Annotated in this window: 23 protein-coding genes and 1 pseudogene; 6 read left to right on the top strand and 18 right to left on the bottom strand. The window is 70.2% G+C overall.

What is annotated here, in order from left to right; translation table 11 throughout:
• Positions 1-71 precede the first annotated feature (71 nt).
• Complete coding sequence (locus ACIBH1_RS39995; protein WP_397319280.1) at positions 72-503, bottom strand: hypothetical protein; 432 nt, start codon at positions 501-503, stop codon at positions 72-74.
• 49 nt (positions 504-552) lie between these two features.
• Complete coding sequence (locus tag ACIBH1_RS39990; protein ID WP_397319279.1) at positions 553-675, bottom strand: hypothetical protein; 123 nt, start codon at positions 673-675, stop codon at positions 553-555.
• 138 nt (positions 676-813) lie between these two features.
• Here ACIBH1_RS39990 and ACIBH1_RS39985 point away from each other — a divergent pair, with 138 nt between their 5' ends.
• Positions 814-1,236: a DUF6292 family protein gene (locus ACIBH1_RS39985; protein WP_397319278.1), complete on the top strand. Its 423-nt coding sequence runs from the start codon at positions 814-816 to the stop codon at positions 1,234-1,236.
• A 44-nt stretch (positions 1,237-1,280) separates the two neighbouring features.
• Here ACIBH1_RS39985 and ACIBH1_RS39980 read toward each other — a convergent pair whose 3' ends face one another.
• Positions 1,281-3,224: a hypothetical protein gene (locus ACIBH1_RS39980; protein ID WP_397319277.1), complete on the bottom strand. Its 1,944-nt coding sequence runs from the start codon at positions 3,222-3,224 to the stop codon at positions 1,281-1,283.
• A gap of 24 nt (positions 3,225-3,248) precedes the next feature.
• Between ACIBH1_RS39980 and ACIBH1_RS39975 the strand changes: the two genes are divergently transcribed.
• Positions 3,249-6,200, top strand: a complete 2,952-nt coding sequence (locus ACIBH1_RS39975; protein WP_397319276.1) for an ATP-binding protein — start codon at positions 3,249-3,251, stop codon at positions 6,198-6,200.
• A gap of 6 nt (positions 6,201-6,206) precedes the next feature.
• Here ACIBH1_RS39975 and ACIBH1_RS39970 read toward each other — a convergent pair whose 3' ends face one another.
• Genes ACIBH1_RS39970 through ACIBH1_RS39960 form a run of 3 tightly spaced genes read right to left on the bottom strand, consistent with a single transcriptional unit; the run spans position 6,207 to position 9,282 of the window.
• Positions 6,207-7,046 (bottom strand): NAD(P)H-binding protein, encoded by an 840-nt coding sequence (locus tag ACIBH1_RS39970; protein WP_397319275.1) that lies wholly within the window; start codon positions 7,044-7,046, stop codon positions 6,207-6,209.
• A gap of 53 nt (positions 7,047-7,099) precedes the next feature.
• The gene (locus ACIBH1_RS39965; protein WP_397319274.1) at positions 7,100-7,804 is read right to left on the bottom strand and encodes a hypothetical protein; all 705 of its coding nucleotides are present in this window, start codon (positions 7,802-7,804) and stop codon (positions 7,100-7,102) included.
• A 56-nt stretch (positions 7,805-7,860) separates the two neighbouring features.
• Entirely contained in the window at positions 7,861-9,282 is a 1,422-nt protein-coding gene (locus tag ACIBH1_RS39960; RefSeq protein ID WP_397319273.1) for a sigma 54-interacting transcriptional regulator, read from the bottom strand.
• A gap of 77 nt (positions 9,283-9,359) precedes the next feature.
• Here ACIBH1_RS39960 and ACIBH1_RS39955 point away from each other — a divergent pair, with 77 nt between their 5' ends.
• Positions 9,360-10,520 (top strand): FIST N-terminal domain-containing protein, encoded by a 1,161-nt coding sequence (locus tag ACIBH1_RS39955; RefSeq protein ID WP_397319272.1) that lies wholly within the window; start codon positions 9,360-9,362, stop codon positions 10,518-10,520.
• Between the two features lie 64 nt (positions 10,521-10,584).
• Entirely contained in the window at positions 10,585-11,520 is a 936-nt protein-coding gene (locus ACIBH1_RS39950) for an ROK family protein (protein ID WP_397319271.1), read from the top strand.
• A 4-nt stretch (positions 11,521-11,524) separates the two neighbouring features.
• On the opposite strand, the gene ACIBH1_RS39945 is transcribed toward ACIBH1_RS39950, so the two are convergent.
• From ACIBH1_RS39945 to hppD, 11 genes are all read right to left on the bottom strand, one after another.
• Entirely contained in the window at positions 11,525-12,376 is an 852-nt protein-coding gene (locus tag ACIBH1_RS39945) for a hypothetical protein (RefSeq protein ID WP_397319270.1), read from the bottom strand.
• The gene (locus ACIBH1_RS39940) at positions 12,373-13,212 is read right to left on the bottom strand and encodes a hypothetical protein (RefSeq protein ID WP_397319269.1); all 840 of its coding nucleotides are present in this window, start codon (positions 13,210-13,212) and stop codon (positions 12,373-12,375) included. Before ACIBH1_RS39940 ends, ACIBH1_RS39945 begins: the two co-directional genes overlap by 4 nt.
• Before the next feature lie 14 nt (positions 13,213-13,226).
• Positions 13,227-14,117 (bottom strand): hypothetical protein, encoded by an 891-nt coding sequence (locus ACIBH1_RS39935; RefSeq protein ID WP_397319268.1) that lies wholly within the window; start codon positions 14,115-14,117, stop codon positions 13,227-13,229.
• Positions 14,114-14,446 (bottom strand): PadR family transcriptional regulator, encoded by a 333-nt coding sequence (locus tag ACIBH1_RS39930; RefSeq protein ID WP_397319267.1) that lies wholly within the window; start codon positions 14,444-14,446, stop codon positions 14,114-14,116. Before ACIBH1_RS39930 ends, ACIBH1_RS39935 begins: the two co-directional genes overlap by 4 nt.
• A 37-nt stretch (positions 14,447-14,483) precedes the next feature.
• Positions 14,484-15,362 (bottom strand): hypothetical protein, encoded by an 879-nt coding sequence (locus ACIBH1_RS39925; RefSeq protein ID WP_397319266.1) that lies wholly within the window; start codon positions 15,360-15,362, stop codon positions 14,484-14,486.
• Positions 15,359-15,682: a PadR family transcriptional regulator gene (locus tag ACIBH1_RS39920; RefSeq protein ID WP_246379898.1), complete on the bottom strand. Its 324-nt coding sequence runs from the start codon at positions 15,680-15,682 to the stop codon at positions 15,359-15,361. The genes ACIBH1_RS39925 and ACIBH1_RS39920 overlap by 4 nt, the downstream gene beginning before the upstream one ends.
• A gap of 27 nt (positions 15,683-15,709) precedes the next feature.
• Entirely contained in the window at positions 15,710-16,522 is an 813-nt protein-coding gene (locus ACIBH1_RS39915; protein WP_397319265.1) for an alpha/beta fold hydrolase, read from the bottom strand.
• Positions 16,519-16,914 (bottom strand): helix-turn-helix domain-containing protein, encoded by a 396-nt coding sequence (locus ACIBH1_RS39910; RefSeq protein WP_397319264.1) that lies wholly within the window; start codon positions 16,912-16,914, stop codon positions 16,519-16,521. The genes ACIBH1_RS39915 and ACIBH1_RS39910 overlap by 4 nt, the downstream gene beginning before the upstream one ends.
• A 66-nt stretch (positions 16,915-16,980) precedes the next feature.
• Positions 16,981-18,402 carry a M1 family metallopeptidase gene (locus ACIBH1_RS39905; protein ID WP_397319263.1) on the bottom strand — a complete coding sequence of 474 codons (1,422 nt, stop codon included), beginning with the start codon at positions 18,400-18,402 and terminating at the stop codon, positions 16,981-16,983.
• A gap of 34 nt (positions 18,403-18,436) precedes the next feature.
• The gene (locus ACIBH1_RS39900) at positions 18,437-18,868 is read right to left on the bottom strand and encodes an RDD family protein (RefSeq protein WP_397319262.1); all 432 of its coding nucleotides are present in this window, start codon (positions 18,866-18,868) and stop codon (positions 18,437-18,439) included.
• A gap of 34 nt (positions 18,869-18,902) precedes the next feature.
• Positions 18,903-20,012, bottom strand: a complete 1,110-nt coding sequence (hppD, locus tag ACIBH1_RS39895; RefSeq protein WP_397319261.1) for a 4-hydroxyphenylpyruvate dioxygenase — start codon at positions 20,010-20,012, stop codon at positions 18,903-18,905.
• 67 nt (positions 20,013-20,079) lie between these two features.
• Here hppD and ACIBH1_RS39890 point away from each other — a divergent pair, with 67 nt between their 5' ends.
• Together ACIBH1_RS39890 and ACIBH1_RS39885 are read left to right on the top strand one after the other, a co-directional pair.
• Positions 20,080-20,559: an Lrp/AsnC family transcriptional regulator gene (locus ACIBH1_RS39890; RefSeq protein ID WP_181614355.1), complete on the top strand. Its 480-nt coding sequence runs from the start codon at positions 20,080-20,082 to the stop codon at positions 20,557-20,559.
• Positions 20,560-20,657: 98 nt separating this feature from the next.
• Positions 20,658-22,766 carry a transglycosylase domain-containing protein gene (locus ACIBH1_RS39885; RefSeq protein WP_397319260.1) on the top strand — a complete coding sequence of 703 codons (2,109 nt, stop codon included), beginning with the start codon at positions 20,658-20,660 and terminating at the stop codon, positions 22,764-22,766.
• 87 nt (positions 22,767-22,853) lie between these two features.
• Here ACIBH1_RS39885 and ACIBH1_RS39880 read toward each other — a convergent pair.
• Positions 22,854-22,952 (bottom strand): annotated as a pseudogene (locus tag ACIBH1_RS39880) (IS481 family transposase); the annotation flags it as partial.

Raw genomic sequence — 22,952 nt, 5'->3', positions numbered from 1 at the left:
GATCATTTACAGCCTGTGGATAACTGGTGAAGACCGGCGGGGGACGCCGGTCTTCACGCGAGAAGGGACCACTACTCCGGCACGACCATCAGGAACAGGATGACCAGCCAGATCAGCGAGACGATGCCGCTGAGTGCGGCGATGCGGCCGTTCTGGACCTTGGCGTCGTCGCTGGGCGTCTCGTTGGACAGCGCCCGTACGGCGATGCGCAGATCCCGGTCGATCAGGAAAAGCAGCACGAGGGCGACGATGAAAAGCGTCATGGAAGCGGTCATGTACCACTCGCCGAGCTTTCCATCGCCGATCGCGATGCCCGCCCATATGCCGAACAGCAGCACACCCAGGACGCCGATGCTGTAGATCCTGTTCATCCGCTGGAGATTCTGCAGGACGGCGACGTTCTTGGTGCGAATGACGCGGGGAGCCGACATGGTCAGGGCGGTGGAGGGGCCGACGGTGAAGACCGCGAAGGCGACGTGCAGCCAGATGAGGACGGAAGGCATGCCGCTGAGAGTAGTCTCCCGGGATCTCCCCAGGAGACTCGACACTCGTTCACTCAGCGGGAGGCGCGTCCACGACCGGGGTCTCCTCGACGTCCGAGGAGTGGTACATGCACATCTCCCAAGCGATGACAGCGACGACCATCATCAGGACCAGAAGAATCATTGCGATCATAAGGCACTCCTCCTTCCCCGAGACGCTCCGAAATATCGTCCGTAATGACTAGACGCTCGGGCAATCCAATTAGTTCAGCTTGGGTAGGCTGGAGTGCTGCTGTTTTCCCTTACCGATTGGGCACAAAGGAGTGCCGTCGTGGCCGTCAGGCATGTCGACCCCTATTCAGATGAATGGCTGACCCAGCCGACCTCGTACGTCCGCCATGTGATCGACGAGCTCAACGCGAGCGAGTGGTGGATGGGTCCGTGTGATCCGCGCGAGGTGACGATCCTGCTCGGCGACGGGTTCGCGCTGGTGTGGGACGAGGAGAGCGGCTGGAGGCTGGGCGAGTTCGTCGCCGGCGGGCCGGAGCGGCACACGGAGCTGACCGGGGTGCGCTATCTGGGCGGCGGGTTGCTGCCGCGCCCGGCGCGGGTGCCCGACGCGCTCGCCGACGCCCGCGCGGGGGTGGGCGGGTGTACGGCATGGCGGCCGTGTTACCGGTCTCACCGCAACGCCCGCGACGGGTTCGATGTGGCGCTCGACTACTACGCGGGAGCGGGGCACATCCGGGGCTGATGGCGAGAGCGATCAGCCCCGTAGGTAGGGGTGGCCCGCCCTGCTCAGCGGCGGATGCGGCGCTGGCGCAGGAAGTCGCTCACCACGTACTCTCCCAGCCGCTCAGCGCTGGGAGAGAACACCCGCCCCCCGTTCCGCCGCGCCACCTCGTCGACGAACTCCTTCAACCGCTCGTCCGCCGCCAGCATGAACACGTTGATCGTCGCCCGCCGCCGCGTCATCTTGTCGATCTCCGCAAGCGTCAGCTCCAGCGTCTCCCGTGACGGCGGCCATTCGAAGGCCGACTGCCCGTTGCGCAGCAGGTGCGCGGTGGGCTCGCCGTCGGTGACGACCAGCACGACGGGTTCGAAGTCGGGGTGCCGGTCGAGGTGGCGTCCGGCGATCAGGAGCGCGTGGTGCAGGTTGGTGCCCTGGACCATGTCCCAGTCGAGCCCCGCCAGTTCGTCGGGCTGCAGCACTCGCGCGTAGTTGGAGAACCCGACGATCTGCACGGCGTCCTGCGGGAACTTGGATGCGACGAGCGTCTGGAGCGCGAGGGCGGTCTCCTTGGCCGCGGCCCAGGTGCCGCGCAGCGCCATGGAGTACGACAGGTCGACGAGCAGGCACACGGCCGCCGCGCTGCGCCGTTCGGTCTCGGCGACCTCGAAGTCGTCGACCGACAGCTGGATGGTGCTGCCGGTGCGGCGGATGCCGTTGACGAGGGTGCGCACCACGTCGATGGGTTGCTCGTCGCCGAATCGCCAGGGCCGGGAGGCGCCGGTGAGTTCACCGGCGGCGCCGGCGTCGTGCTGGTCGTGGTCGCCGCGGCGGCCGGCTTCCAGGGAGGTGAAGACGCGCCGCAGCGCGGTCTCGCCGAGCCGCCGCACGGCCTTGGGGGTGAGTTCGAGCTTGCCGCGCCGCCGCTGGAGGTAGCCCTGCTCCTCCAGTTCGCGTTCGACGCGCTTGAGCGCTTCGAGGTCGTCGACGGCGGAGCGGCCCAGGGCACGGCGGATGGAGGCTTCGTCGATGTCGTCGAGGCGGGCGCCCGGGTAGTCCTGCCGCAGCGCCGCCTCCAGCTGGTTGAGGTCGGCCAGTTCCTCCAGGGCGGTGACGGCGTCGCCCATGCCCATGGGGTCGTCGCCGGTCATGCGCTCGGGGGAGTTCCACGCGAGGTCGGGCCGCCGGGTCTGGAGCTGCTGCCCGAGGCGGCGCATCTGGTCGGAGAGCCCGGACTGTTCGAGGGTCTGCGCCATGAGGGCGGCCAGTTCCTCGCGCTGGCGCGGGGTGAGCGAGGCGAGCATGCGCTGGGTGGCGGCGGCGCGCCGGGCGAGCTGGTCGACGAGCTCTTCGAGGTTGCGGGGCTGCTCGGGGAAGAGGTCGCCATATTTCGACATAAAACGGTCGAAATCTTCTTGCGTGTGTTCTCCCCGCGCGTCCGCCTCCAGCATGTCGTTGAGCTCGCCCATCATCTGGCGCACACGTTCCATGGCCGCCGGATCGGGGTTGGCCAGCGCCTCACGCAATCCACGGAACTGGCTGTCGAGCACCTCCTGCCGCAGCAGCGCCCGCAGCTCCTCGAACGTCTGCCGCGCCGCCGCCGACCGCCACTGGTACGAGCTCAGCTCCTGGATCGCGCTCGCCGTGTCGTCGGGCAGGTTGTCGAGCTCGGCCTCGCGCAACCGCGCGTCGTCGGAGGGATCGGGGAACAGCTCGGCCCGCTCCTGGCCGATGGCCTGGTCGAGCAGCGCCCGTGCCCGCTCCAGCGTGCCGTCGAGCCGTCCGCGCTCACGCAGCTCGCGCCTGCGCCGCCGTACCTCGCGCAGCATGTCGTCGAGCCCGCGGTTGTCGCGCATGCCCGGCAGTCCCCGCTTGAGCAGGTCGCGCAGGGCGTGGACGGGCGTGGATCCGGACAGGATGGCATCGCCCATCTCGTCCAGGGCGGCGCGCACGTCGTACGGCGGAGCCAGGGGGTCGGGGCCGTCGTGGTACTCGCCATAGCGGTAGGCCATGCCCTCAAGCTACGTTATTTCCTGATGATCGGCAGAGATGGGGAACTGGCGATCCTGCGCACGGCACTCGAACGCGCCGCGACCAGCCACGGGGGGCTCGTCCTGATCTCGGGCGAGGCCGGCATCGGCAAGTCGACGCTCGTCGCCGAGGCCGTACGGGGCGCCAGGATCGCGAGCGGTGCGTGCTGGGAGGGCGCGCCCGCCTACTGGCCCTGGATCCAGGTGCTCAGAGCGCTCGGCGCCGACGACGGCGTGGTCAGGTCGGCGGGCAGCGCCTTCGAGCTGTACGACACGGTGACCGGGCTGCTCGTGGGGGCGAGCCCCCTGGTCGTGGTCCTGGAGGACCTGCACTGGGCCGATCCCGCCTCCCTCAAGCTGCTGGAGTTCGTGGTCCAGCACACCTGGTTCGAGCGCCTGCTCGTGCTGGCCACGCTTCGCCCCGGCGAGGTGGAGCTGAGCCCGGCGCTGGCGCTCAAGGCGACGACGATCACCCCCGGGAGCCTGTCGAGGCGGGAGGTGGCCGAGCTGATCGCCGCGACCACCCGCCACGAGCCCGACGAGGCCCTGGTCGAGCAGATCGCCGAGCGGGCAGGGGGCAATCCGTTCTTCGTCGAGCAGCTGGCGCGCCTGTGGCAGGGCGGTGCGACGCTGCCCGCCGCCGTCAGCGCGGTGGTGGACAGCCGCCTGTCGCGCCTGCCCGCGCAGGTGCTCGACACCCTGCGCACCGCCGCCGTGCTGGGCCGCCGCTTCCGCGCCGATGTGCTGGGCGCGGCGATGGGCAGGCAGGTGGGAGGGGATCTCGACCAGGCCGTCGTGGCGGCGCTGATCGTGCCGGACGAGGGCGGCTTCCTGTTCGTGCACGATCTCATCCGCGAGACCCTCTACGCGTCCCTGACCGACCGCGCGGCCCGTCACGGGGCGGCCCTGCGCGCGCTGGCCGGGGCGCCGCCCGCCGAGCGGGCCGAGCACGCCTTCCTCGCGGGGTCGGCCGAGGCGCCCGGCCTGCTGATGGCCGCGGCTCGCGACGCCGGGTCGCGGCTGGCCCCGGAGGAGGCGGCGCTGCACTACGCCCGCGCGCTGGAGCTGGCGCGCGAGCCCCGCGAGCGGGCGGAGATCGGGCTGGAGCTGGGTACGGCTCTGCACTGGGCGGGCGACGTGGCCGGTGCGCGCAAGGCGATGGACGACGCGCTGGGCCTGGCACGCGAGCTGGACCAGCCCGCCCTGCTGGCGCTGGCCGCGCTGAAGTGCCACGACGTGAACTACGCCGAGCCCGGCCAGTGGGCCGACTTCGTGCGCCGGGCGCACGGCGAGCTGGTGCGCAACCCAGGGACGGGCCCCGCAAGCGACCAGAGCGGCCCCGCAAGCGACCAGAGCGGCCCGGCAAGCGAGCACAGCAGCTCTGCAAGCGACCTCACCAGCCCCGGCAGCGGCCTCGACACCGCCGCCCGCGACCTCAGCCTCCTGGTCGCCGAGCAGGCCACCGGCGACGACCACCTGGTCTACGCCCTGCTGTCACGGCTAGGCGCCATCTGGGGCCCCGGCACCCTGGACGAGCGCGGCGAGCTGCTCGACCGCCTGGCCGGGATCGCCCGCCGCACCGGCGACGAGCAGCTGGCCACCGACGTGGCCTCCTGGCGTTTCACCGCCCTCCTGGAGCGGGGCGACCCGCGCTACGCCGAGGCGCACCGCACCGTCCTGGCCCGTGCCGAGCTGCCCCTGCAGCAGCACGAGGCGCTGATCGAGCGCCGCCTGGTCGCCGCGCTCACCGGCAGGTTCGACGAGGCGCAGGAGCTCGCGCTGGCCGCCTACGAGCTGGGCGAGCAGCCCGCGATCAGCCGCGACGACCTGCGGTGGACGCAGTTGTGGTCGGTCGAGCTGCTGCGCGGCCGGCACGAGGAGGCCGACGCCCTGCTGGCCGAGATGGAGGCGGGAGGCAGCCTCCACACCGGGCTCTTCCGCGCGGTCACGGCCGTGCAGCGGGGCGAGGCGGCCAGGGCCAGGGCCCTGCTGGCCGAGGTCATGACCAGCGACGAGCAGTACCTTCGCTGGATGTCGCCGCTGTGGTTGCGTTTCCAGGCCCAGGCCGCCGCGCTCACCGGCGACCCGTCGCTGATCGCCAACGCGCGGGCGGCGCTCGAGCCGTACCGGGGCCAGTGGGCGCTGACGGCGACCATCAGCGTGGACGGGCCGTTCGTGCACTGGATCGCCGTGCTCGACGCCGCGCTCGAACGCTGGGACGAGGCAGCGGAGGGTTTCACCGAGGCCTGGCGGGCCGCCGACCGGCTGGGCGCCCTGCCGTGGTCGATCGAGGCCCGCGCGCGCCTGACCGAGGTCATGCGGGCCAGGGGAGAGGACCCGGCCGGGCTGGCCGCCGAGGTCGAGCGCGACGCCCTGGCCATCGGCATGGCCGTACGGCTGCCGCGTCCTGGCGACCAGGTCTTCCGCCTCGACGGCGAGGTGTGGACGTTGTCGTTCGCCGGCCGGACGGTGCGCCTGCCCGACTCCAAGGGGCTGCGCGACCTGCACCTGCTGCTGTCGTCACCGGGCGCGGAGATCTCCGCCGTGCGCATGCTCGACCCGGCCGGTGGCGAGGCGGTCGTCGCGGCGCGGAGCATGGGCGGCGACGAGGTGCTCGACGACGCGGCCAGGGCGTCGTATCGCCGGCGGCTGGAGCAGCTCGACGACGAGATCGACCGCGCCGCCGTACGGGACGACCATGAGCGGGTGGCCCGCCTCGACCACGAACGCCAGGCACTGCTCGAGGAGCTGCGCCGGGCGGCCGGGCTGGGCGGGCGCGCGCGGCGGCTGGGCGACGAGGCCGAGCGGGCGCGCAAGGCGGTCACCAACCGCATCCGCTACACGCTGCGCCACCTCGACGAACGCCACCCCGAGCTGGCCGCGCACCTCAGGGCGGCGTTGTCGACCGGTGCGACCTGCCGTTACCAGCCGCCGGCGCAGACGGCCTGGCGGTTGTGAAACCGCCTACCAGGCCGTCTGCTGGACCTGGTGGTCGCGGAAACGGTCCGCGTTCTCCGCGGCCCACTGCGCGAAGGTACGGCCCGGCCGCCCGGTGACCGCCTCGACCGTCGGCAGCACGGTCTTGCCGGCTTCGGGCATGTTGAGCCCGAGCTGGACGGCGAACTCGATGTACTCCGGTTCGGCGCCCCAGGATCCCATCTGGTCGCGCAGCTGCTGCTCGGTGAGCTGCTCGAAGCGCAGCTCCCGGCCCATCGCCTCGCCCAGGATCCGCGCCCGCTCCTCGGCCGTCAGCGCCTCGGGACCGGTGATCATGTAGACCTCGCCCTCGTGCCCTGTCCCGGTGAGCGCGGCGACGGCCACGGCGGCGATGTCGGCCTCGTGCACGACCGCGCTCGGCTGGTTGCCGAAGACGCGCACCACGCCCTCGGCCGCGATCGAGTCGGCCCAGTCGATGTAGGCGTTGTTCATGAACTCGACGCCCTGAAGCTGCGTCCACGGCAGGTCGGACGCGCGCAGCGCCTCCTCGACGGAGTTCTCCTCCCAGCTGCTGAGGACCGTCACCCGCCGGACCCCGGCCTTGGCGGCCAGGGCCACGATGTCGGGGCCCGTCTCCAGGGCCTCGGTGCCGTTGAGCGTGAACAGGTGCATCGCCGTCACGCCCTCGAACGCGGGGGCCAGGCCGGCGGGGTCGCTGAGGTCGCCGCGGGCCACCTCGACGCCGTCGGGGAAGCTCGCAGCGGCCGGGTTGCGGGTCAGCGCGCGAACCTTCTCGCCGCGCGCCACCAGCTGCTCGACCACGCTGCGTCCCACGGTCCCGGTCGCTCCGGTCACCAGAATCGTCATCTTTCCTCCCAAGGTCTGTGCCCAGGAGGCGCTAAAACGGTTCTAGCGGACCGCTACGCGTCGCCGAAGACCTCCCAGAACTCGGAGACGTACCCGCTGACCGGCTCGTAGGAGAGCTGGACCAGCACCGGGTACTTCCAGGTCTTGGAGATGCGGTTCAGGTCGGTGTGCGTGCACCGCTTGGTGCCCAGGCCGTCGCGGGAGGCGTTGACGGGCTCGCCGGTCAGCCAGCCGTCGCGGCACTTGGCCGTGACCCGGTAGAAGCTGCTCATCCAGGTGTAGCCGAGCTTGCGGCCCTTGAAGAGCAGGGTGCCGTCACCGGCGCGCGAGGCGGTGCCCTGGACGGTCGTGAACTTCAGCGTGGACGTCATGATCTCGGTCACCCGCGTGGCCTTGGAGCCGGTGTACTCCAGCCGTACGGCCACCGGGCCCTGGCCGAGCGTGAAGGCGAGATCCTTGGCCTTGCACGGGGTCTTGCCGCGGCCGAGCTTGTCGATGTTGACCTCGCCCTCGGTCTCCTTGCGGTCGCAGGCGACGGTGACGCGCCGGTAGGCGGCCTTGGCGTAGTCGAGGCGCAGCTCCTTGGCGCCCTTCTTCAGCTTGAGCGTGTAGCGCTGCTTGGCGTTGGTGGCGGAGGTGGGCAGGATGCGGAGCTTGTTCGTCCCGTCGGCCCAGGCGTAGCCGTACACCGTCTTGGGAGCGGTGGTCGGCGCGGCCACGAGGCCGAGGGCGAGGGCGGACACGGCGAGCAGGTGCATATGGGACTCCCCCGAAATTGCGGACACCCATAGGACGCACGAACCCGCCGATATGTTTACGTCCGGTAGATCGTGACCCCGTCGACGTCGTCCTTCGACAGCCGCCGCATCAGGTAGAGCCCTTCGAGGGCGAATTCGAGAGCGGCGGCGGCGTGACCGGGCGACTCCTCCTCCAGCCCCAGGCGCGACATGATCTTCGCCAATCCCGTCACGGGCCCGATGCGGCGCAGCAGCTCGCCCGCCGGTACCAGCTCGCCGGACTCGACCTGGTTGCCCTCGGCGAACCGGTCGGTCAGCGCAGCCAGGTCCATGCCGCCCAGGTGGTAGCGGAAGGTCTCGCTGACGGCCCGGCGCAGCAGGTGCGACAGCACCTCCAGCTCCCTGCCCTCCTCGCTGACCTCGAACTCCACCTTGCCGCGCAGGCTGTGCACCACGACGGGCAGGTCGCACACGCGGGTGACCGGCTGCTCCTCGCCCGTCAGGGCGGCCCTGCGTACGGCGGAGGCGGCGGCGGTCTCGGCGGCGGCGATCGAGAAGCGGGCCGAGACGCCGGAACGCGCGTCGACGGCGCTCGACTCGCGCACCAGCCGGGTGAAGCGGGCCAGCACCTCGATCAGGTGGCCTGGCACCTCCGCGCCGATGTCGGCACGCGACTCCTGGCGGATCAGCTCCAGCTCGTGCTCGACGGACTGCGGGTAGTGGGTGCGGATCTCGGCGCCGAACCGGTCCTTCAGCGGGGTGATGATGCGCCCGCGGTTGGTGTAGTCCTCGGGGTTGGCGCTGGCGATCAGCAGGATGTCGAGCGGCAGGCGCAGGTTGTAGCCGCGCACCTGGATGTCGCGCTCCTCCAGCACGTTGAGCAGCGAGACCTGGATGCGCTCCGCCAGGTCGGGCAGCTCGTTGACGGAGAAGATGCCGCGGTTGGTCCGGGGGACCAGGCCGTAGTGGACCGTCTCGGGGTCGCCCAGGGTGCGCCCTTCGGCGATCTTGATGGGGTCGATGTCGCCGATCAGGTCGCCCACGCTGGTGTCGGGGGTGGCGAGCTTCTCGCCGTACCTCTCGTCGCGGTGCTTCCAGGCGACCGGCAGCTCCTCGCCCACTTCCTGGGCCAGCCGCCTGCACCGGGTGCACGAGGGCTCGTAGGGGTGGTCGTTGATCTCGCAGCCCTCGACGACCGGGGTCCACTCGTCGAGCAGCCCGGTGACGGTGCGGATGAGCCGCGTCTTGCCCTGGCCGCGCTCGCCCAGCAGGACCAGGTCGTGACCGGCGAGCAGGGCTCGCTCCAGGTGCGGCAGGACCGTGTCGTCGAAGCCCACGATGCCAGGAAAACGGGATTGCCCTGCCCGGAGCCTGGCCAGCAGGTTCGCGCGTATCTCGGCTTTCACGGTGCGATGGACGTGACCGCTTCCTCGCAACTCGCGCAGATTTCGTGGCTGGTGCACGGAGTCGAGACTACGTGGCTGGCGGGCCGTTCGCATCGTGGCGCTATTTCGGATCTTGACTAATTCGTACGAGTGCTTCCCTTCGATATGGGGAGATAGGCAATGTGTCAGTGTTGACGAGTCGTTTCGCCGACGGCCTGTCCGTCGGAACGGACCTGGTGACGGCGGCCGAGTCCGCGGTCAGCCAGGCCCTTTCGAGACTCAGCGGGCCCGCCGACCTGGTCTGCTTCTTCGTCTGCGGCGAGGATCCCGACGACGTCACCCTGGCCGGCATGCGGGCCATGGACGTGGCCGGAGACGCGATGGTGATCGGCTGCAGCGCCACCGGCGTGATCGGCGACGGGCACGGGGTCGAGCTCGTGCCGTCGGTGAGCGCCTGGGCCGCCACCCTCGACCACGCCAGACTGACCACCTTCCAGCTGGAGACCCTGACCGCGGAGGACCGGTTCGTCGTCGTGGGACTGCCCGAGCGTCACCCCGACGACCGGGTCGCCATCCTGCTGGCCGACCCCTACAGCTTCCCGACCGACGCCTTCGTCGAGCGCTCGGGCGAGGTGCTTGGCGACCTGCCCCTGATCGGCGGGCTGGCCAACGGCCTGCGCGGGCGCGACTCCGTCAGGCTCTTCGCCGACGGCGAGGTCTACACGGAAGGCGCCATCGGCGTCCTGATCAGCGGCGAGATCAACGTCAGCACCGTCGTCAGCCAGGGCTGCCGCCCGATCGGGCCCACCATGGCCGTCACCAGAGTCGAGGACAACCTGCTGCTGGAGCTGGCCGGGCAGCCCGCCCTCGCCCGCCTGGAAGACATCGTCAGCGACCTCGACGAGGACGACCGCGAGCTGGTGGCCTCGGGGCTGCAGATCGGCATCGCGATGGATGAGTACGCCGAGCGGCACGAACGCGGCGACTTCCTGATCCGCGGGGTGCTGGGCATCGACCCCGAGCGGGAGGCGGTGGCCATCGGCGACGTCGTCGAGATCGGGCGCACCGTGCGGTTCCAGGTGCGCGACGCCGAGACCGCGGACGAGGACCTGCACGCCCTGCTCGACGCCCACCGCGCCCAGCTGGGGCGGATCGACGGGGCACTGCTGTTCTCCTGCAACGGCAGGGGATCGGCGATGTTCGGCAGCGCCGACCACGACGCCGTGGCCGTACGCGACACGCTCGGGCCGATCGGGGTGGCCGGGTTCTTCGCCGCCGGCGAGGTCGGCCCGGTGGCCGGCCACAACCACGTGCACGGGTTCACCGCGTCGGTCCTGGTCTTCTCTTCGTGACCGAGCGGAGCGAGGGCACCATAGACACAGCATCCTGGATCATGAGGCCGGCGAAGGAGGCCTTGTGATCCTCGCTGTTGATGTCGGTGGCACCAAGATGGCCGCGGGGCTGGTGTCGGACGACGGCACGGTCGTCGACTCCCGGCGCGTGGCCACGCCGCAGGGCGCGGGGGCGGAGGAGTTGTGGAAGACCCTCCTGGGGCTCGTCGAACCCTTCGGCCGGGCCGACGGCGTCGGCATCGGCTGCGGCGGTCCGATGCTCTGGCCCGCGGGCGAGGTCTCGCCGCTCAACATGCCCGGCTGGCGCGGCTTCCCGCTGCGGGCCCGGCTCGAGGCGATGTACGGCGAGGCGCGCATCCACAACGACGCCGTGTGCGTGGCGGCGGCCGAGCACTGGCGCGGCGCCGGGCAGGGGAGCGCCAACATGCTCGGCATGGTCGTCTCCACCGGCGTGGGCGGCGGCCTCATCCTCGGCGACCGGCTGATCGACGGCGGCACCGGCAACGCCGGGCACATCGGGCACGTGGTCGTCGAGCCCGACGGCCCGCCGTGCGGCTGCGGGGGCCGCGGCTGCCTGGAGGCGGTCGCCCGCGGTCCCGCGCTGGTCGAGTGGGCGCTCGCGCGGGGTTGGAAGCCTGGGGGCGCTCCGAGCCGGGCCGCCGTGCCGTACGAGGAGGACAGGGCCGTGACCGGGCGCACGCTGGCCGACGACGCGAGGGCGGGCGACGAGGTCGCCCTGGCGGCCTTCCGCCGCGCGGGCCGCGCGCTCGGGCTGGCGATCACGGCCGCGACCCACCTGTGCGATCTGGACGTCGTCACCATCGGCGGGGGCCTGTCGCAGGCCGGGAGCCTGCTGTTCGACCCCCTGCACGAGACGCTGCGAGAGCACGCCCGCATGGAGTTCGCCCAGCGCGTGAAGGTGGTGCCGGCGGCGCTGGGCCAGGACGCCGGGCTCGTGGGTGCCGCCGCGCTGATCCTGGCCGCCGACCGCTACTCCTGAGGGCTCACCAGTCGAGGCCCCACTCCCGGCTGATCCGTTCGTTCATCTCCTGATGGCGCGGGCTGAACGCGGGCAGGAAGTCCTTGCCGCACTCCAGGTCGGCCAGGGCCGTCTCGATCTCCCTGTCCAGGTACGGCCTGGCCTCGTCGGCCGTGATCTCCGGCATGAACTTGGTGTCCGGAGAGGCCTCGGGGAACTGCTTGCTGCCGATCGCCCACAGCTGCGCGTAGACGCCCGCGGACGCCATCGTGACGACCTTGCTGGGCACGATGGAGGTGACCTCGACACCCTCGCCCCGCAGGCACGCGCCGTACACCCTGGCCAGGGCGATCAGCCGAGGGTCGGTGTCGAGCCGGCCGGCGGCTTCGTCGTCCAGTTCCTTCTGCGCCTGCTCGAAGTGGTCGACGAAACCCCTGACGCTCTTGCCGGTGAGCGCCTTGACCATCTCGACGTAGCAGGCGTCGGAGGCCTCCTGGTAGGCCTGGTTCTGGGCGGGCGACATGTGCTGCCTGACCCGGTCGTTGGGGTTGTTCGCGTAGACGATGGCGCTGTCGGCCAGGGGGTCGCCTGGGTGGACGAACCTGGCGAACGCCCTGAAGCCGTAGATCGAGCGCAGCCTCTTGCTCGCCGCGTAGTCGCCCAGCGCGGCCTTGCGCTGGTCGGCGGTGGGCTCGTCCCGCGGCGGCACGAAGACCTGGTACCTGAAGCCCCTGCGCTCCATGCACCCGGCGCGGTACTCCTCCTGCTGGCGCTGGCGGTCCGCCATCGAGGTGGGCCGGGTGGCCGGGACCGCCAAGGGCGCGGGCGAGCACGACACCAGCACGGCCGCCACCAGGGCCACGGCAGCGGCCCTCATTGCTCGGCGCCCAGCCCGTACTCAGCGTTGGCCTGGATGGTCAGCCGGTTGGCCTTGGGGTTGAACACGGCGTAGAAGTTCTTGCCGCACTCCAGATCCTGGAAGGCCGTGTTGATCTCGCGCTCGAAGTTTCTGCGCGCCACCTCGGGCGGGATGGGCGGCACCTCGCCGACGGTCGCGGGGTCGGCGTAGCGGGCCTCGACCTCTTCGAGCTTGGCCGTCCACGCCCGGATCCCGTGGGTGGCCAGGCTCGACGGGTTGTTCTCGATGGCCGGCTGGCCGGTGCGGTTGAGGCAGTCGGCGAAGAGCGAGGCCAGCACGATCAGCTCGGGATCGCTGTCGAGCACCTCGTCGACCTTGCGCTGCCTGTTGCTCTCGACCTGCGCGTAGTAGTCGGCGCGCGACCTGGCGGGGACACCGAGCACCTGGCCCACGGCGTTGACGAAGCAGCGCTCGGCGGCCACGTCATAGGTCCTGCGCTGCGCGGCCGACAGGGCCTTGCGCAGGTCGTGGTTGGGGTTGGAGTCCGCGGCCTCGACCCCTTCCGCCGAGGGGTCGGTCGTGTGCACGTAGCGGGCGAAGATCCCGAAGCCGTACTTCTCGCGGATCCGCCGCAGCGCGGTGTACTCGCCGTTGGCGGCGCGCCGCCGCATGTCGTCGATGCGCGGCGGCGGCACGTACGGGACGTATTTGAAGCCCTTCTGCCTCATGCAGTCGGCGATGGCCAGTTCCTGGTCCTGGCGCTTGTCCGTGCCCGCGCTCGTGACCCGCTCGCCGCTCGGCGTGGCGCAGCCGGCGAGCAGGAGCAGCGACAGGATCAGAAGCGTGGCCTTCATCGCAGACAGAGGGGTCAGAGCAGGACGTGACGCCGGGCCCTGAGCGGCACCGCGGTGGCCGCCCCGGTGAGCAGGAGCAGGAGCGCCCAGTGGGCCACGTCCTGCCGTCCGGCCGTGGCCATCGTCTCGATGAGCACGGCCGAGGCGGGCAGGAGGTACAGGGCCGCCGCCAGCCCCCAGCGGGAGTCGCCGGTCACGTGGCCGGCGTAGACGGCTGCCAGGAGGAGCACGGTCTCCAGCCCGACCCGGACCACGGCGGCGGGACTGCCCGCCACCAGGTCGAGCCAGGCCGGATCCGTGCCGGCGACCAGGGGCACCGCGAGGAGCCACCACCACGAACGCCGTCGCGGGCGTTCCTCGCGAATGGCCAGCGCCACCAGGCCGAGGATCATGAGCGACCAGGAGGCCAGCGGCGCCAGCGGGCCGCCGTTGCCGTACAGCGCGGGCAGTCCGTCCCAGGGGGCGTCGGCGAAGACCGGGAGCAGGGTCTCGTCGAGCCACGGCTTGCCGAGCGTGATCGCGACCACCTTCACGCCGGTGAGCAACGCCAGCGGGATGGCCAGGCCCAGCCGGCCGCGGAGCACGCACAGGACCACCAGGCCCGACATGCCCAGCCACACCGGGATGGACGACGCGTATGGGATCAGCACCGCGAAGTTGAAGAGGCCGAGCACCATGACGCCCAGATGGATGCCGTCGGTCCAGGCGGGCCCCTGCGCCGCCTCGACGATCCGGGCGCGCACGCCCCCGAGCACCAGCGCCCAGGCCTCCCTGGCCGGAGGGCTGGCCCTCGTGGGCTCGGCCCGATCAAGAAGTACACCGAGGAGTTCGTCCCCGTAGTCCGAGCGGTAACCGGTCGGGTAGGCGCGAAGCAACCACCGGTATCGGCGCTCGAGCCGACTCATGAGAAGGTCGCCCCGAGTGTGCGTCTGGTGACCACGGAGGCCGCTTCCTGCATCCGTTTGGCCTCGGCCTCGACCAGGCCGCTGCCCTCTTCCGTGATGCGGAAGTAGCGGCGTTTGCGCCCGTTGACGACTTCTTCGCGCTCCACCACGATGACGCCGTTGGAAGCCAGGCGGTCCAGCGCGCCGTAGAGGGTGCCGACCGCGAGGATGATCCGGCCCTGCGACAACTCCGCCACCCTCTTGAGGATCGCGTGCCCGTGGAGCGGACCGTCCAGGAGCGCCGCGAGCACGAAATACGTCTGCTCGCTGACGGATGATCCCCTTGACATGCCGGAAACATATTTCGTTGCTCGTAGTATCGTCAAGTCAATCCAGGGGATGCCTCCGATACCGGTACGGCAACGCCGCCGCGGCCACGGTGACGAAGGTCAGCAGGCCCCAGTAGGCCAGGTGCTGGCGCGACAGGAAGTCGAGGTGCTGGGCCATCTCGGTTGAGAAGACCAGCAGGTAGAGGGCGGAACCCAGGGCCCAGCGCGGGTCGCGCGAGACGTGGCCCGCCCACGCGCCCAGGGCGATGAGCGCCGCCTCCAGGACCAGCCGGTTGAGGCTCAGGGGGAAGGACTCGCCGCCCTCGGAGATCCACTCCGGGCCCGACCAGGCGACGAGGGGAAGCGCCGCGAGCCACCACACGGACCGCGGCTGCCGTACACCGCGCAGGACCAGCAGCGAGGCGGCGACCAGGATGTAGCCCGCGGCGACGGCGAAGGGGCTCGTGGTGGAGTAGAGCGCCCTATCGGTCAGGAGGTCGGGATAGACCGGGATGAGGGTGAGCTCGAACAGCTGCCCGCCGGCCGCGATCGTGGTGGCCTTCGCACCTGTCGCGACCACCAGGGGCAGGGCCAGGAGGGTCCGGCCGCGCAGGATGGCCAGCAGGGCCGCCAGCGACATGACGACCCAGATCGGGAGCGAGCCGAAGTACGGCAGGAGCGCGGCGGTGTTGGCGGCCATGATCGCCGTGACGCCCAGGTGCATGCCGTCCCACCACGGGTTGCCCCTGGCCAGCTCGTGCACCCTGGCCTGCAGGCCGCCGGAGACCAGGCCGACGACCTCTCGCGCCTCCGGCACCCGGCGGCCCGGCCTGGCGGAGTCGAGCAGCAGGTCGAGGAGCTCCCCGCCGTGCGCCGTGCGGTAGGCGCGCGGATAGCACCGCAGTAACCAGCGGTAACGGCGCTCGAGCACCGTCATGCGTAGTTGCGGTTGACGACCAGGGAGGCGGCCTCCAGCATGCGCCTGGCCTCGGCCTCCAGGATGCTCTTGCCGGACTGGGTGATGCGGAAGTAGCGGCGGCTGCGGCCGTTGACGATCTCTTCGCGGTCGACGAGGATCACGCCGCGGTCGCTGAGGCGCTCGAGGATGCCGTAGAGGGTGCCGACGGAGGGCTTGACCCTGCCGTTGGACAGATCGGTGACCACTTTCATGATCGCGTGTCCGTGGAGCGGGCCGTCGAGGAGTGCGGTGAGCACGAAATACATCGGCTCGCTGACTTCGTCGGTACCCCTGGGCATGTGGCTGAACATAACACGGGAAAGGGCCTACCTGACCTGGCCGCCAGCGGCCATCCAGGTCAGGATCGCCTCGCTCTGGCCGCGCAGGAGGTGCCCGGATTCCGGCAGCCACCGCACGGTCGCGCCGGGCGCCCGCTCCTCGACGATCTTCCTCGTGCGCTCCGCGTCGATCATGGCGTCGCGGCCGCCGAGGACGACCAGCATCGGCCGGTCGGTCAGGGGGAGCGAGGGAAGCGGGTCCCGCCTCGGGCGGAAGTGCGTGAAGATCAGCAGGATGAAGTCGGCCGCGGCCTGGTCGACACTGCCCAGGGCCACGCGCAGCGAGCGCTTGAGCCCCCACCGGCCCAGGGGCGCCAGGGCCAGCGCCTTGAGCGCGAAGCTCGGCCGCATCCTGCCCAGCCCGCCGGGGTTCAGCAGTACCAGGTGCTCCACCTTCGCGGGCCTGCGCAGGGCGTAGTCGAGGGCCACGAACCCGCCCAGCGACTCGCCGACCAGGCTCGCGCTGGTCAGGCCGAGGCCGTCGAGCACGCCGTCGAGCCACCGGGCGTGCCCGTCGGAGCCGAGATCGTGCCGCACCTCGGGGCTCAGCCCGGGCTCTCCCGGCAGGTCCACCGCGTAGACGCGGTGGTGCTCGGCGAGCGCGGCCACCTCCGACGCCCACCCCGCGCTGGTGCCCCCGGAGCCGTGCAGCAGGATCAGCGCGGGAGCACCGGCCGGCCCGCTGGCCACCACCGACGCCTCCGGCAGCTCGATGCGCTCGTACGGCACCGGCCAGTGCTCCATCAGCTTCCGGTAGGCCTGGTGGATCCGCTGCCTGCCCGCCTCGGTCTTGAAGATCATGCCATCGCCTCGATCAGCTTGATCAGGTCGGCCGTGATGCCCGGCTCGCCGAGGAGGACCACCTTCAGCCGGCCCCGCTCGGTGTCGTAGACCGTCTGGGCCTGGACCGACTGGCCGCCGCGCAGCGCCGCCATGAGGTGCGTCGAGATCCGGTCGGCGTCGTCGGGGCTGATCGCGTCGATCTGCACGATGCTCGACACCTCGACGTGGCGGCGCGTGCGGACCGGCTCGTCGCTGATGGGCAGGCCGGTGAACGCCTCGAGATCCTCACGCGTGATCCGGTACTGCTTGCCGATGCGGACGGCCTTCAGCTTGCCGTCGCGCACGTAGTTGCGGACTGTGCGGACGTGCAGGTCCAAACGGTCGGCGACCTGCTCGATCGAGAAGTACATGCACCTTTTATACCTCATCTTCCACGAAGATAGGTAACGATAGGGAGCAATGCGTCTCGTTGCGGGTTAGCTCGCCGCAGGCTTCTTCGCGGTGAACAACCACGCGTCGAACAGCGAGTCGAGCTGCTTGCCCGACACCTTCTCCGCCAGCGCCATGAACTGCGACGTGGTGACGTTGCGGTAGCGGTTCTGCGAGGTCCACTCCTTGAGCAGCTTGAAGAACGCCGGGTCGCCGACGGCCTTGCGCAGGGCGTGAACGGTCATGCCGCCCCGGGTGTACACCGACTCGTTGAACAGGTCCTTGGGCCTGGCCTTGCCCGGAGGGTAGGCCCACATCGGGTGGGTGGCCGCGCGGGCGAAGTAGCCCCGGAAGATCGCGTCGGCGGACTCGCGTCCGGCGTGCTCGGACCACAACCACTCGGCGTAGGTGGCGAACCCCTCGTTCAGCCACAGGTCGCTCCACCGCTTGATGCTCAGGCTGTTGCCGAACCACTGGTGGGCCAGCTCGTGGGCGATGATCGCCTCGTCGGGGTCGAAGCCGCCGTACATCGGCTTGGTCTGGTTCTCCAGCGCGTAGCCGGCGGAGAAGTTGTCGACCACGCCGCCGGTGGAGGAGAACGGGTAAGGGCCGAAGACCGTGCTCCAGTAGTCGGTGATCTTCCCGGACCAGGTGTAGAGGTTCTCCAGCGACGAGCGGAAGCGCGGGTCGACCGCGGCCAGGTTGACGATGCCGGAGGCGGTCTTGCCCTGGCGCATGTCGAACTTGCCGAGCGTCATGGTCGCCAGGTAGGTGACCATGGGGTGCTTCTCGCTCCAGGTGTAGGTGGTCTTGTCGCCCGAGGTCACCGGCTGGCGGGTCATCTCGCCGTTGGCCAGCGCGACCAGGCCCTTCGGCACGGTGATCTCGAAGTCGAACCTGGCCTTGTCGGCCGGGTGGTCGTTGGCGGGGAACCACGTCTTGGCGCCGTTCGGCTCGCAGGTGACGAAGGCGCCGTCGTCGGTCGGGATGAAGCCGTAGGTGCCCAGGTTGCTGGAGTCCTCGACCGGCTTGGGCTTGCCGGAATACACGATCGTGGCGGTGAACCTGGCCTTGTCGTCGATCGGCGTGGCCGGGGTCAGGGTCAGCTCGTCGCCCGAACGGTCGAAGGTGGCCGGCTTGTCGTCGATCTCGACCGACTCGACGTCGAGCCCGGCCAGGTCGAGGTTGAAGGCCGCCAGGCGCTGTTTGGCCACCGCCTCGATGGTCGCGGTGCCGTCGAGATGCTTGCGCGCCGGGTCGTAGGCGAGCTTGAGCCCGTAGTGGGCCACGTCGTAGCCGCCGTTGCCGTCGAGCGGGAAGTCGGCGTCGCCGATGCCGGGAGCGCCGTGCTCCGTCGACTCCGGCTGCTGCTTCTGCGCCGCGGGAGGCGACACGGTGTCGCCGCTGGAGGGGGAGCAGGAGAGCACGCCCAGCAGGGAAACACCGACCAGCGCGCACGATGACCTCATGAAACCAGAAGCCTACGCGAGGTGAGCGCGCGGATCAGGCATCTACGACGAGCGTCTTTCCCGCCTTGTCGTGCACGGCCTGCTTGCGGTCGTCGAACAGGATGAATCCCAGGTCGATAAGGGTGCCGACGCAGCACACCCAGCTCATGAGCTCGCGCACCAGCTCGCGCACCGCGATCTGGCCGACGGTCGCCTTCGAGCCGTCGACGGCGACGACCCGCATGCCGAAGACCTTCTTGCCCACGGTCTGGCCGTTCCAGAAGGAGTGCAGCAGCCAGAAGTAGAGGAAGCCGATGATCGACATCGGGATGACGTGCTCGACCGGAACCCGTTCCCAGATCTCCAGGTTGGTGTTCCACACCTCCTGGTAGCTCGTCCAGCCGAAGGGCGAGGAGACGATGGACACGATGATCATGTCCAGGATGCCTGCGAAGAGTCGCCGCCAGCGACCCGCGAGTGGTGCCATGCCGCCAAGATCACCACTCGCGGGTCAAGGGAAACTACAGGTTGCCCCTGCGTTCCTGCTCGCGCTCGATGGCCTCGAACAGCGCCTTGAAGTTGCCCTTGCCGAAACCGAGCGATCCGTGGCGCTCGATGAGCTCGAAGAAGACCGTCGGGCGGTCCTGGACCGGCTTGGTGAAGATCTGCAGCAGGTAGCCGTCCTCGTCGCGGTCGACGAGGATCTTGCGCTTCTTCAGCTCCTCGATCGGCGCGCGCACCTCGCCGATGCGCGCCCGCAGCTCGGGGTCGTCGTAGTAGGAGTCGGGCGTGTCCAGGAACTGCACGCCCGCGGCCCGCATGTGGTCGACGGTGGTGAGGATGTCGTTGGTGGCCAGCGCGATGTGCTGCACGCCGGGGCCGCCGTAGAAGTCCAGGTACTCATCGATCTGCGACTTCTTCTTGCTGATCGCCGGCTCGTTGAGCGGGAACTTGACCTTGCGCGTGCCGTCCGCCACGACCTTCGACATCAGCGCGGAGTACTCCGTGGCGATGTCGTCGCCGACGAACTCCGCCATGTTCGTGAAGCCCATGACCCGCTGGTAGAACGCCACCCACTCGTCCATCTTGCCGAGCTCGACGTTGCCCACGCAGTGGTCGACGGCCTGGAACAGCCGGCCCGTCTTCGTCGCGGGCGCGGCCACCAGCGGCTCGGCGGGCGCGTAGCCGGGCAGGTAGACGCCGGTGTAGTTGGAGCGGTCGACCAGGGTGTGGCGCGTCTCGCCGTAGGCGGCGACGGCGGCCATGACGACCTTGCCGTTCTCGTCCTCCAGCGTGTACGGCTCGGCCAGCCCGCGAGCGCCCTGCGCGACGGCGTGCGCGTAGGCGGCCTCCACGTCCGGCACGTCGATGGCCAGGTCGATCACCCCGTCGCCGTGCTCGGCCACATGCCGGGCCAGCCACGTGCCAGGACGGACCGACGAACGCAGCTCGAAGCGGGCGCCGCCCGAGGTCAGGACGTAGGCCACCTCCTCACGGCTGCCGTTCTCCGGGCCACGGTAGGCCACCAGCTTCATGCCGAAGGCGGTCGAGTAGTAGTGCGCGGCCTGCTTGGCATTGCCCACCGCGAAGACCACGGCGTCCATGCCGTTCACCGGAAAATTGTCGCTCATAACGCCCACTCTCGAATTCGATGGGCTTCTTGTGCAACAGTTACTTAAAACAGTGGACAATGTGTCCATGTCTATCGATGAGCTGGATGCCAGACTGCTCAATCTGCTTACCGTCGAGCCGCGCCTCGGAGTCCTGGAGTGTTCGCGGCGGCTCAACGTGGCGCGCGGGACGGTCCAGGCCCGGCTCGACCGCATGATCGCGCGCGGCGTCGTCACCGGCTTCGGGCCCGACGTGTCGCCGCAGGCGCTCGGCTACGGCGTCATGGCCTTCGTCACGATGGAGATCAAGCAGGTCGCGGGGCACGACCCCGTCGCCGACCGGCTCGCGCTCATCCCCGAGGTGCTCGAGGTGCACACCATCACCGGCGGCTCCGACCTGCTGAGCCGGGTGGTCGCCCGCTCCAACTCCGACCTGCAGCGGGTCATCGACCAGATCGTCGACGTCCAGGGCGTGGTGCGCACCTCTTCGGTCATCGCCCTCGACACGCCTGTGCCGTACCGTGTGTTGCCTCTTGTGGCTGACGTGCCGCGGCGCGGTTCGAGATAAAGCACCGTTACCAGTCGTTTATCCTTTCGCCACGTAGGAGCGATCGGGGGGATCGGATAGTGCGTTTGCGATTGCCGAAGCGGCGCGTATGGCGTTGGGTGCTCATCATCACGGGGGCGGGGATCATCACCGTGGCCGGGCTGTTCGCCGTGGCCTGGGCCATGACGCCCATCCCGGACAGCACCCAGAAGCAGGCCACCGCGCAGGGCTCGGTGATCTACTACCGGGACGGCAAGACCGTGCTGGCCCGGCAGGGCGTCAACCGCAAGAACGTGACGCTCGACACCGTGCCCACCCACGTGCGCGACGCCGTCATCGCCGCGGAGAACCGCTCCTTCTACACCGACAACGGCGTGTCCGTGAAGGACACCGCCAGGGCCGTGTGGTCCACCGTCAGCGGCCAGCAGCTGCAGGGCGGCTCGACCATCACCCAGCAGATGGTGCGCAACTACTACAGCGGGCTGTCGCAGGAACGTTCCATCATGCGCAAGTTCAAGGAGATCCTGATCTCCCTGAAGGTGGATCGGTCCAAGTCCAAGGACTGGGTGCTGGAGCAGTACCTCAACACCATCTACTACGGTCGCGGCGCCAACGGCGTCCAGGCCGCCGCCCAGGCCTACTTCGGCAAGGACGTCGGCAAGCTGTCGATCTCCGAAGGCGCCTACCTGGCCGCCGTGATCCAGCAGCCCAGCCGCTTCGCCGCGCCCGCCGGCGCCGACCTCGACGCCGCCAAGGCCCGCTGGCGGTCGGTCATCGACGCCATGGCCCAGACCGGCGCGCTCACCGCCGACCAGGCCGGGCAGCAGGTGTTCCCCGCGCTCATCAAGCCCAAGAACGTCTTCGAGCTCAAGGGCCAGGGCCAGGTCATGGTCGACCAGGTCAAGGAGGAGCTCAACCGGCGCGGCTACACCGACGAGGAGATCAACACCGGCGGGCTGAAGATCGTCACGACCTTCGACAAGAAGCTCATGGCCGCCGCCCAGCGCGCTGTCACCTCGGTCATGCCCGCCAACACGCCCAAGAAGGTCCGCACCGGCCTGGCCGCCGTCGACCCCGCCACCGGCGAGGTCGTCGCCTTCTACGGCGGAGGCAAGCCCGGCCAGTCGTGGGACAACGCCTTCAAGGCCAAGGTCCAGGCAGGCTCCACCTTCAAGGCCTACACGCTCGCAGCCGCGCTCGAGAACGGCGTCAAGCTCTCCGACCGCTTCGACGGCAACTCGCCCATGCGGGTCGCCAGCACGCCCATCAAGAACTCCGGCGGCGCCTCCTACGGCCAGGTCAGCCTCCTGCGCGCCACCCAGAGCTCCGTCAACACCGCCTACGTCGCCATCGGCCAGCAGATCGGCCTCGACAAGGTCGTCAAGACCGCGGAAGCCGCCGGCGTCCCCGCCGACCAGCTCAACCCGCACGCCTCCGCCGCCACCCTGCCCCTCGGCGTCGCCTCCATCAGCGCCGTCCAGAACGCCTCCGGCTTCGGCACCTTCGCCAACGGCGGCATCCACGTCGAAGCCCACGTCGTCAAGTCCGTGACCGACGCCGAGGGCAAGAAGGAGACGATCAAGCCGGTCAACGCCACCGTCGTCTCCAAGCAGGCGGCCGCCGACACCACCTACGCGCTCGAGCAGGTCGTCCGCGGCGGCACCGGCACCGCCGCCCGCCTCTGGGACCGTCCCGCCGCCGGCAAGACCGGCACCACCGACGCGTCCGCCTCCGCCTGGTTCACCGGCTACACGCCCCAGCTGTCGACCGCCGTCAACCTGTTCCGCGACGACAACAAGACCGTCGTGGTGGGCGGCAGCGAGCAGTACGGCGGGTCGCTGCCGGCGCAGATCTGGCGCTCCTTCATGAGCGAGGCCATGGAGGGCAAGCCGGTGGTGGAATTCCCCGAGCCGTCCGACTACGGGTACAGCTACAACACGCCGCAGGAGGACCAGAACACCGACGAGGGGGACGGGCTTTCCGACGACTTCTTCGAGGACGAGGGGGACGACGACTGGGACTCCGACACCACGGAGACCACCCCCATCGTCCCCGACCCAGACCAGGACACCGGCCAGGACGGCCAGGACGGCCAGGGCGGCCAGGGCGGCCAGGACACCGACCAGGGCCAGGACCAAGACCAAGGTCAGGGCCAGGGCCAGGGTGAGGGGCAAGGGACCGACGAGTCGGAATCCACACCCGCCGTGCAGGACACACCCACCGGCTGACCCTCCCCCTCCTGCCCACCCGCCCCACCCGCCCGCCCACCCGCCCCTGGTCCAGCGCGGGCGGGCGACCTCTGGCAGTGACCGTCCGCCGGGTGCGGGGTGTTCGTAGCGGCGGATCGGCCGGCCGGTGGCGCGGTCGAGGTGTCTGAGGTGGGCCAGCCGGTAGCGGGACAGGACGCGGTGCAC

The sequence above is a fragment of the Nonomuraea sp. NPDC050663 genome, from assembly GCF_044456985.1.
Classification (GTDB): domain Bacteria; phylum Actinomycetota; class Actinomycetes; order Streptosporangiales; family Streptosporangiaceae; genus Nonomuraea.
The sequence above is the reverse complement of the archived record's forward strand: the minus strand, read 5'-3'. Positions and strand labels throughout refer to the sequence as shown.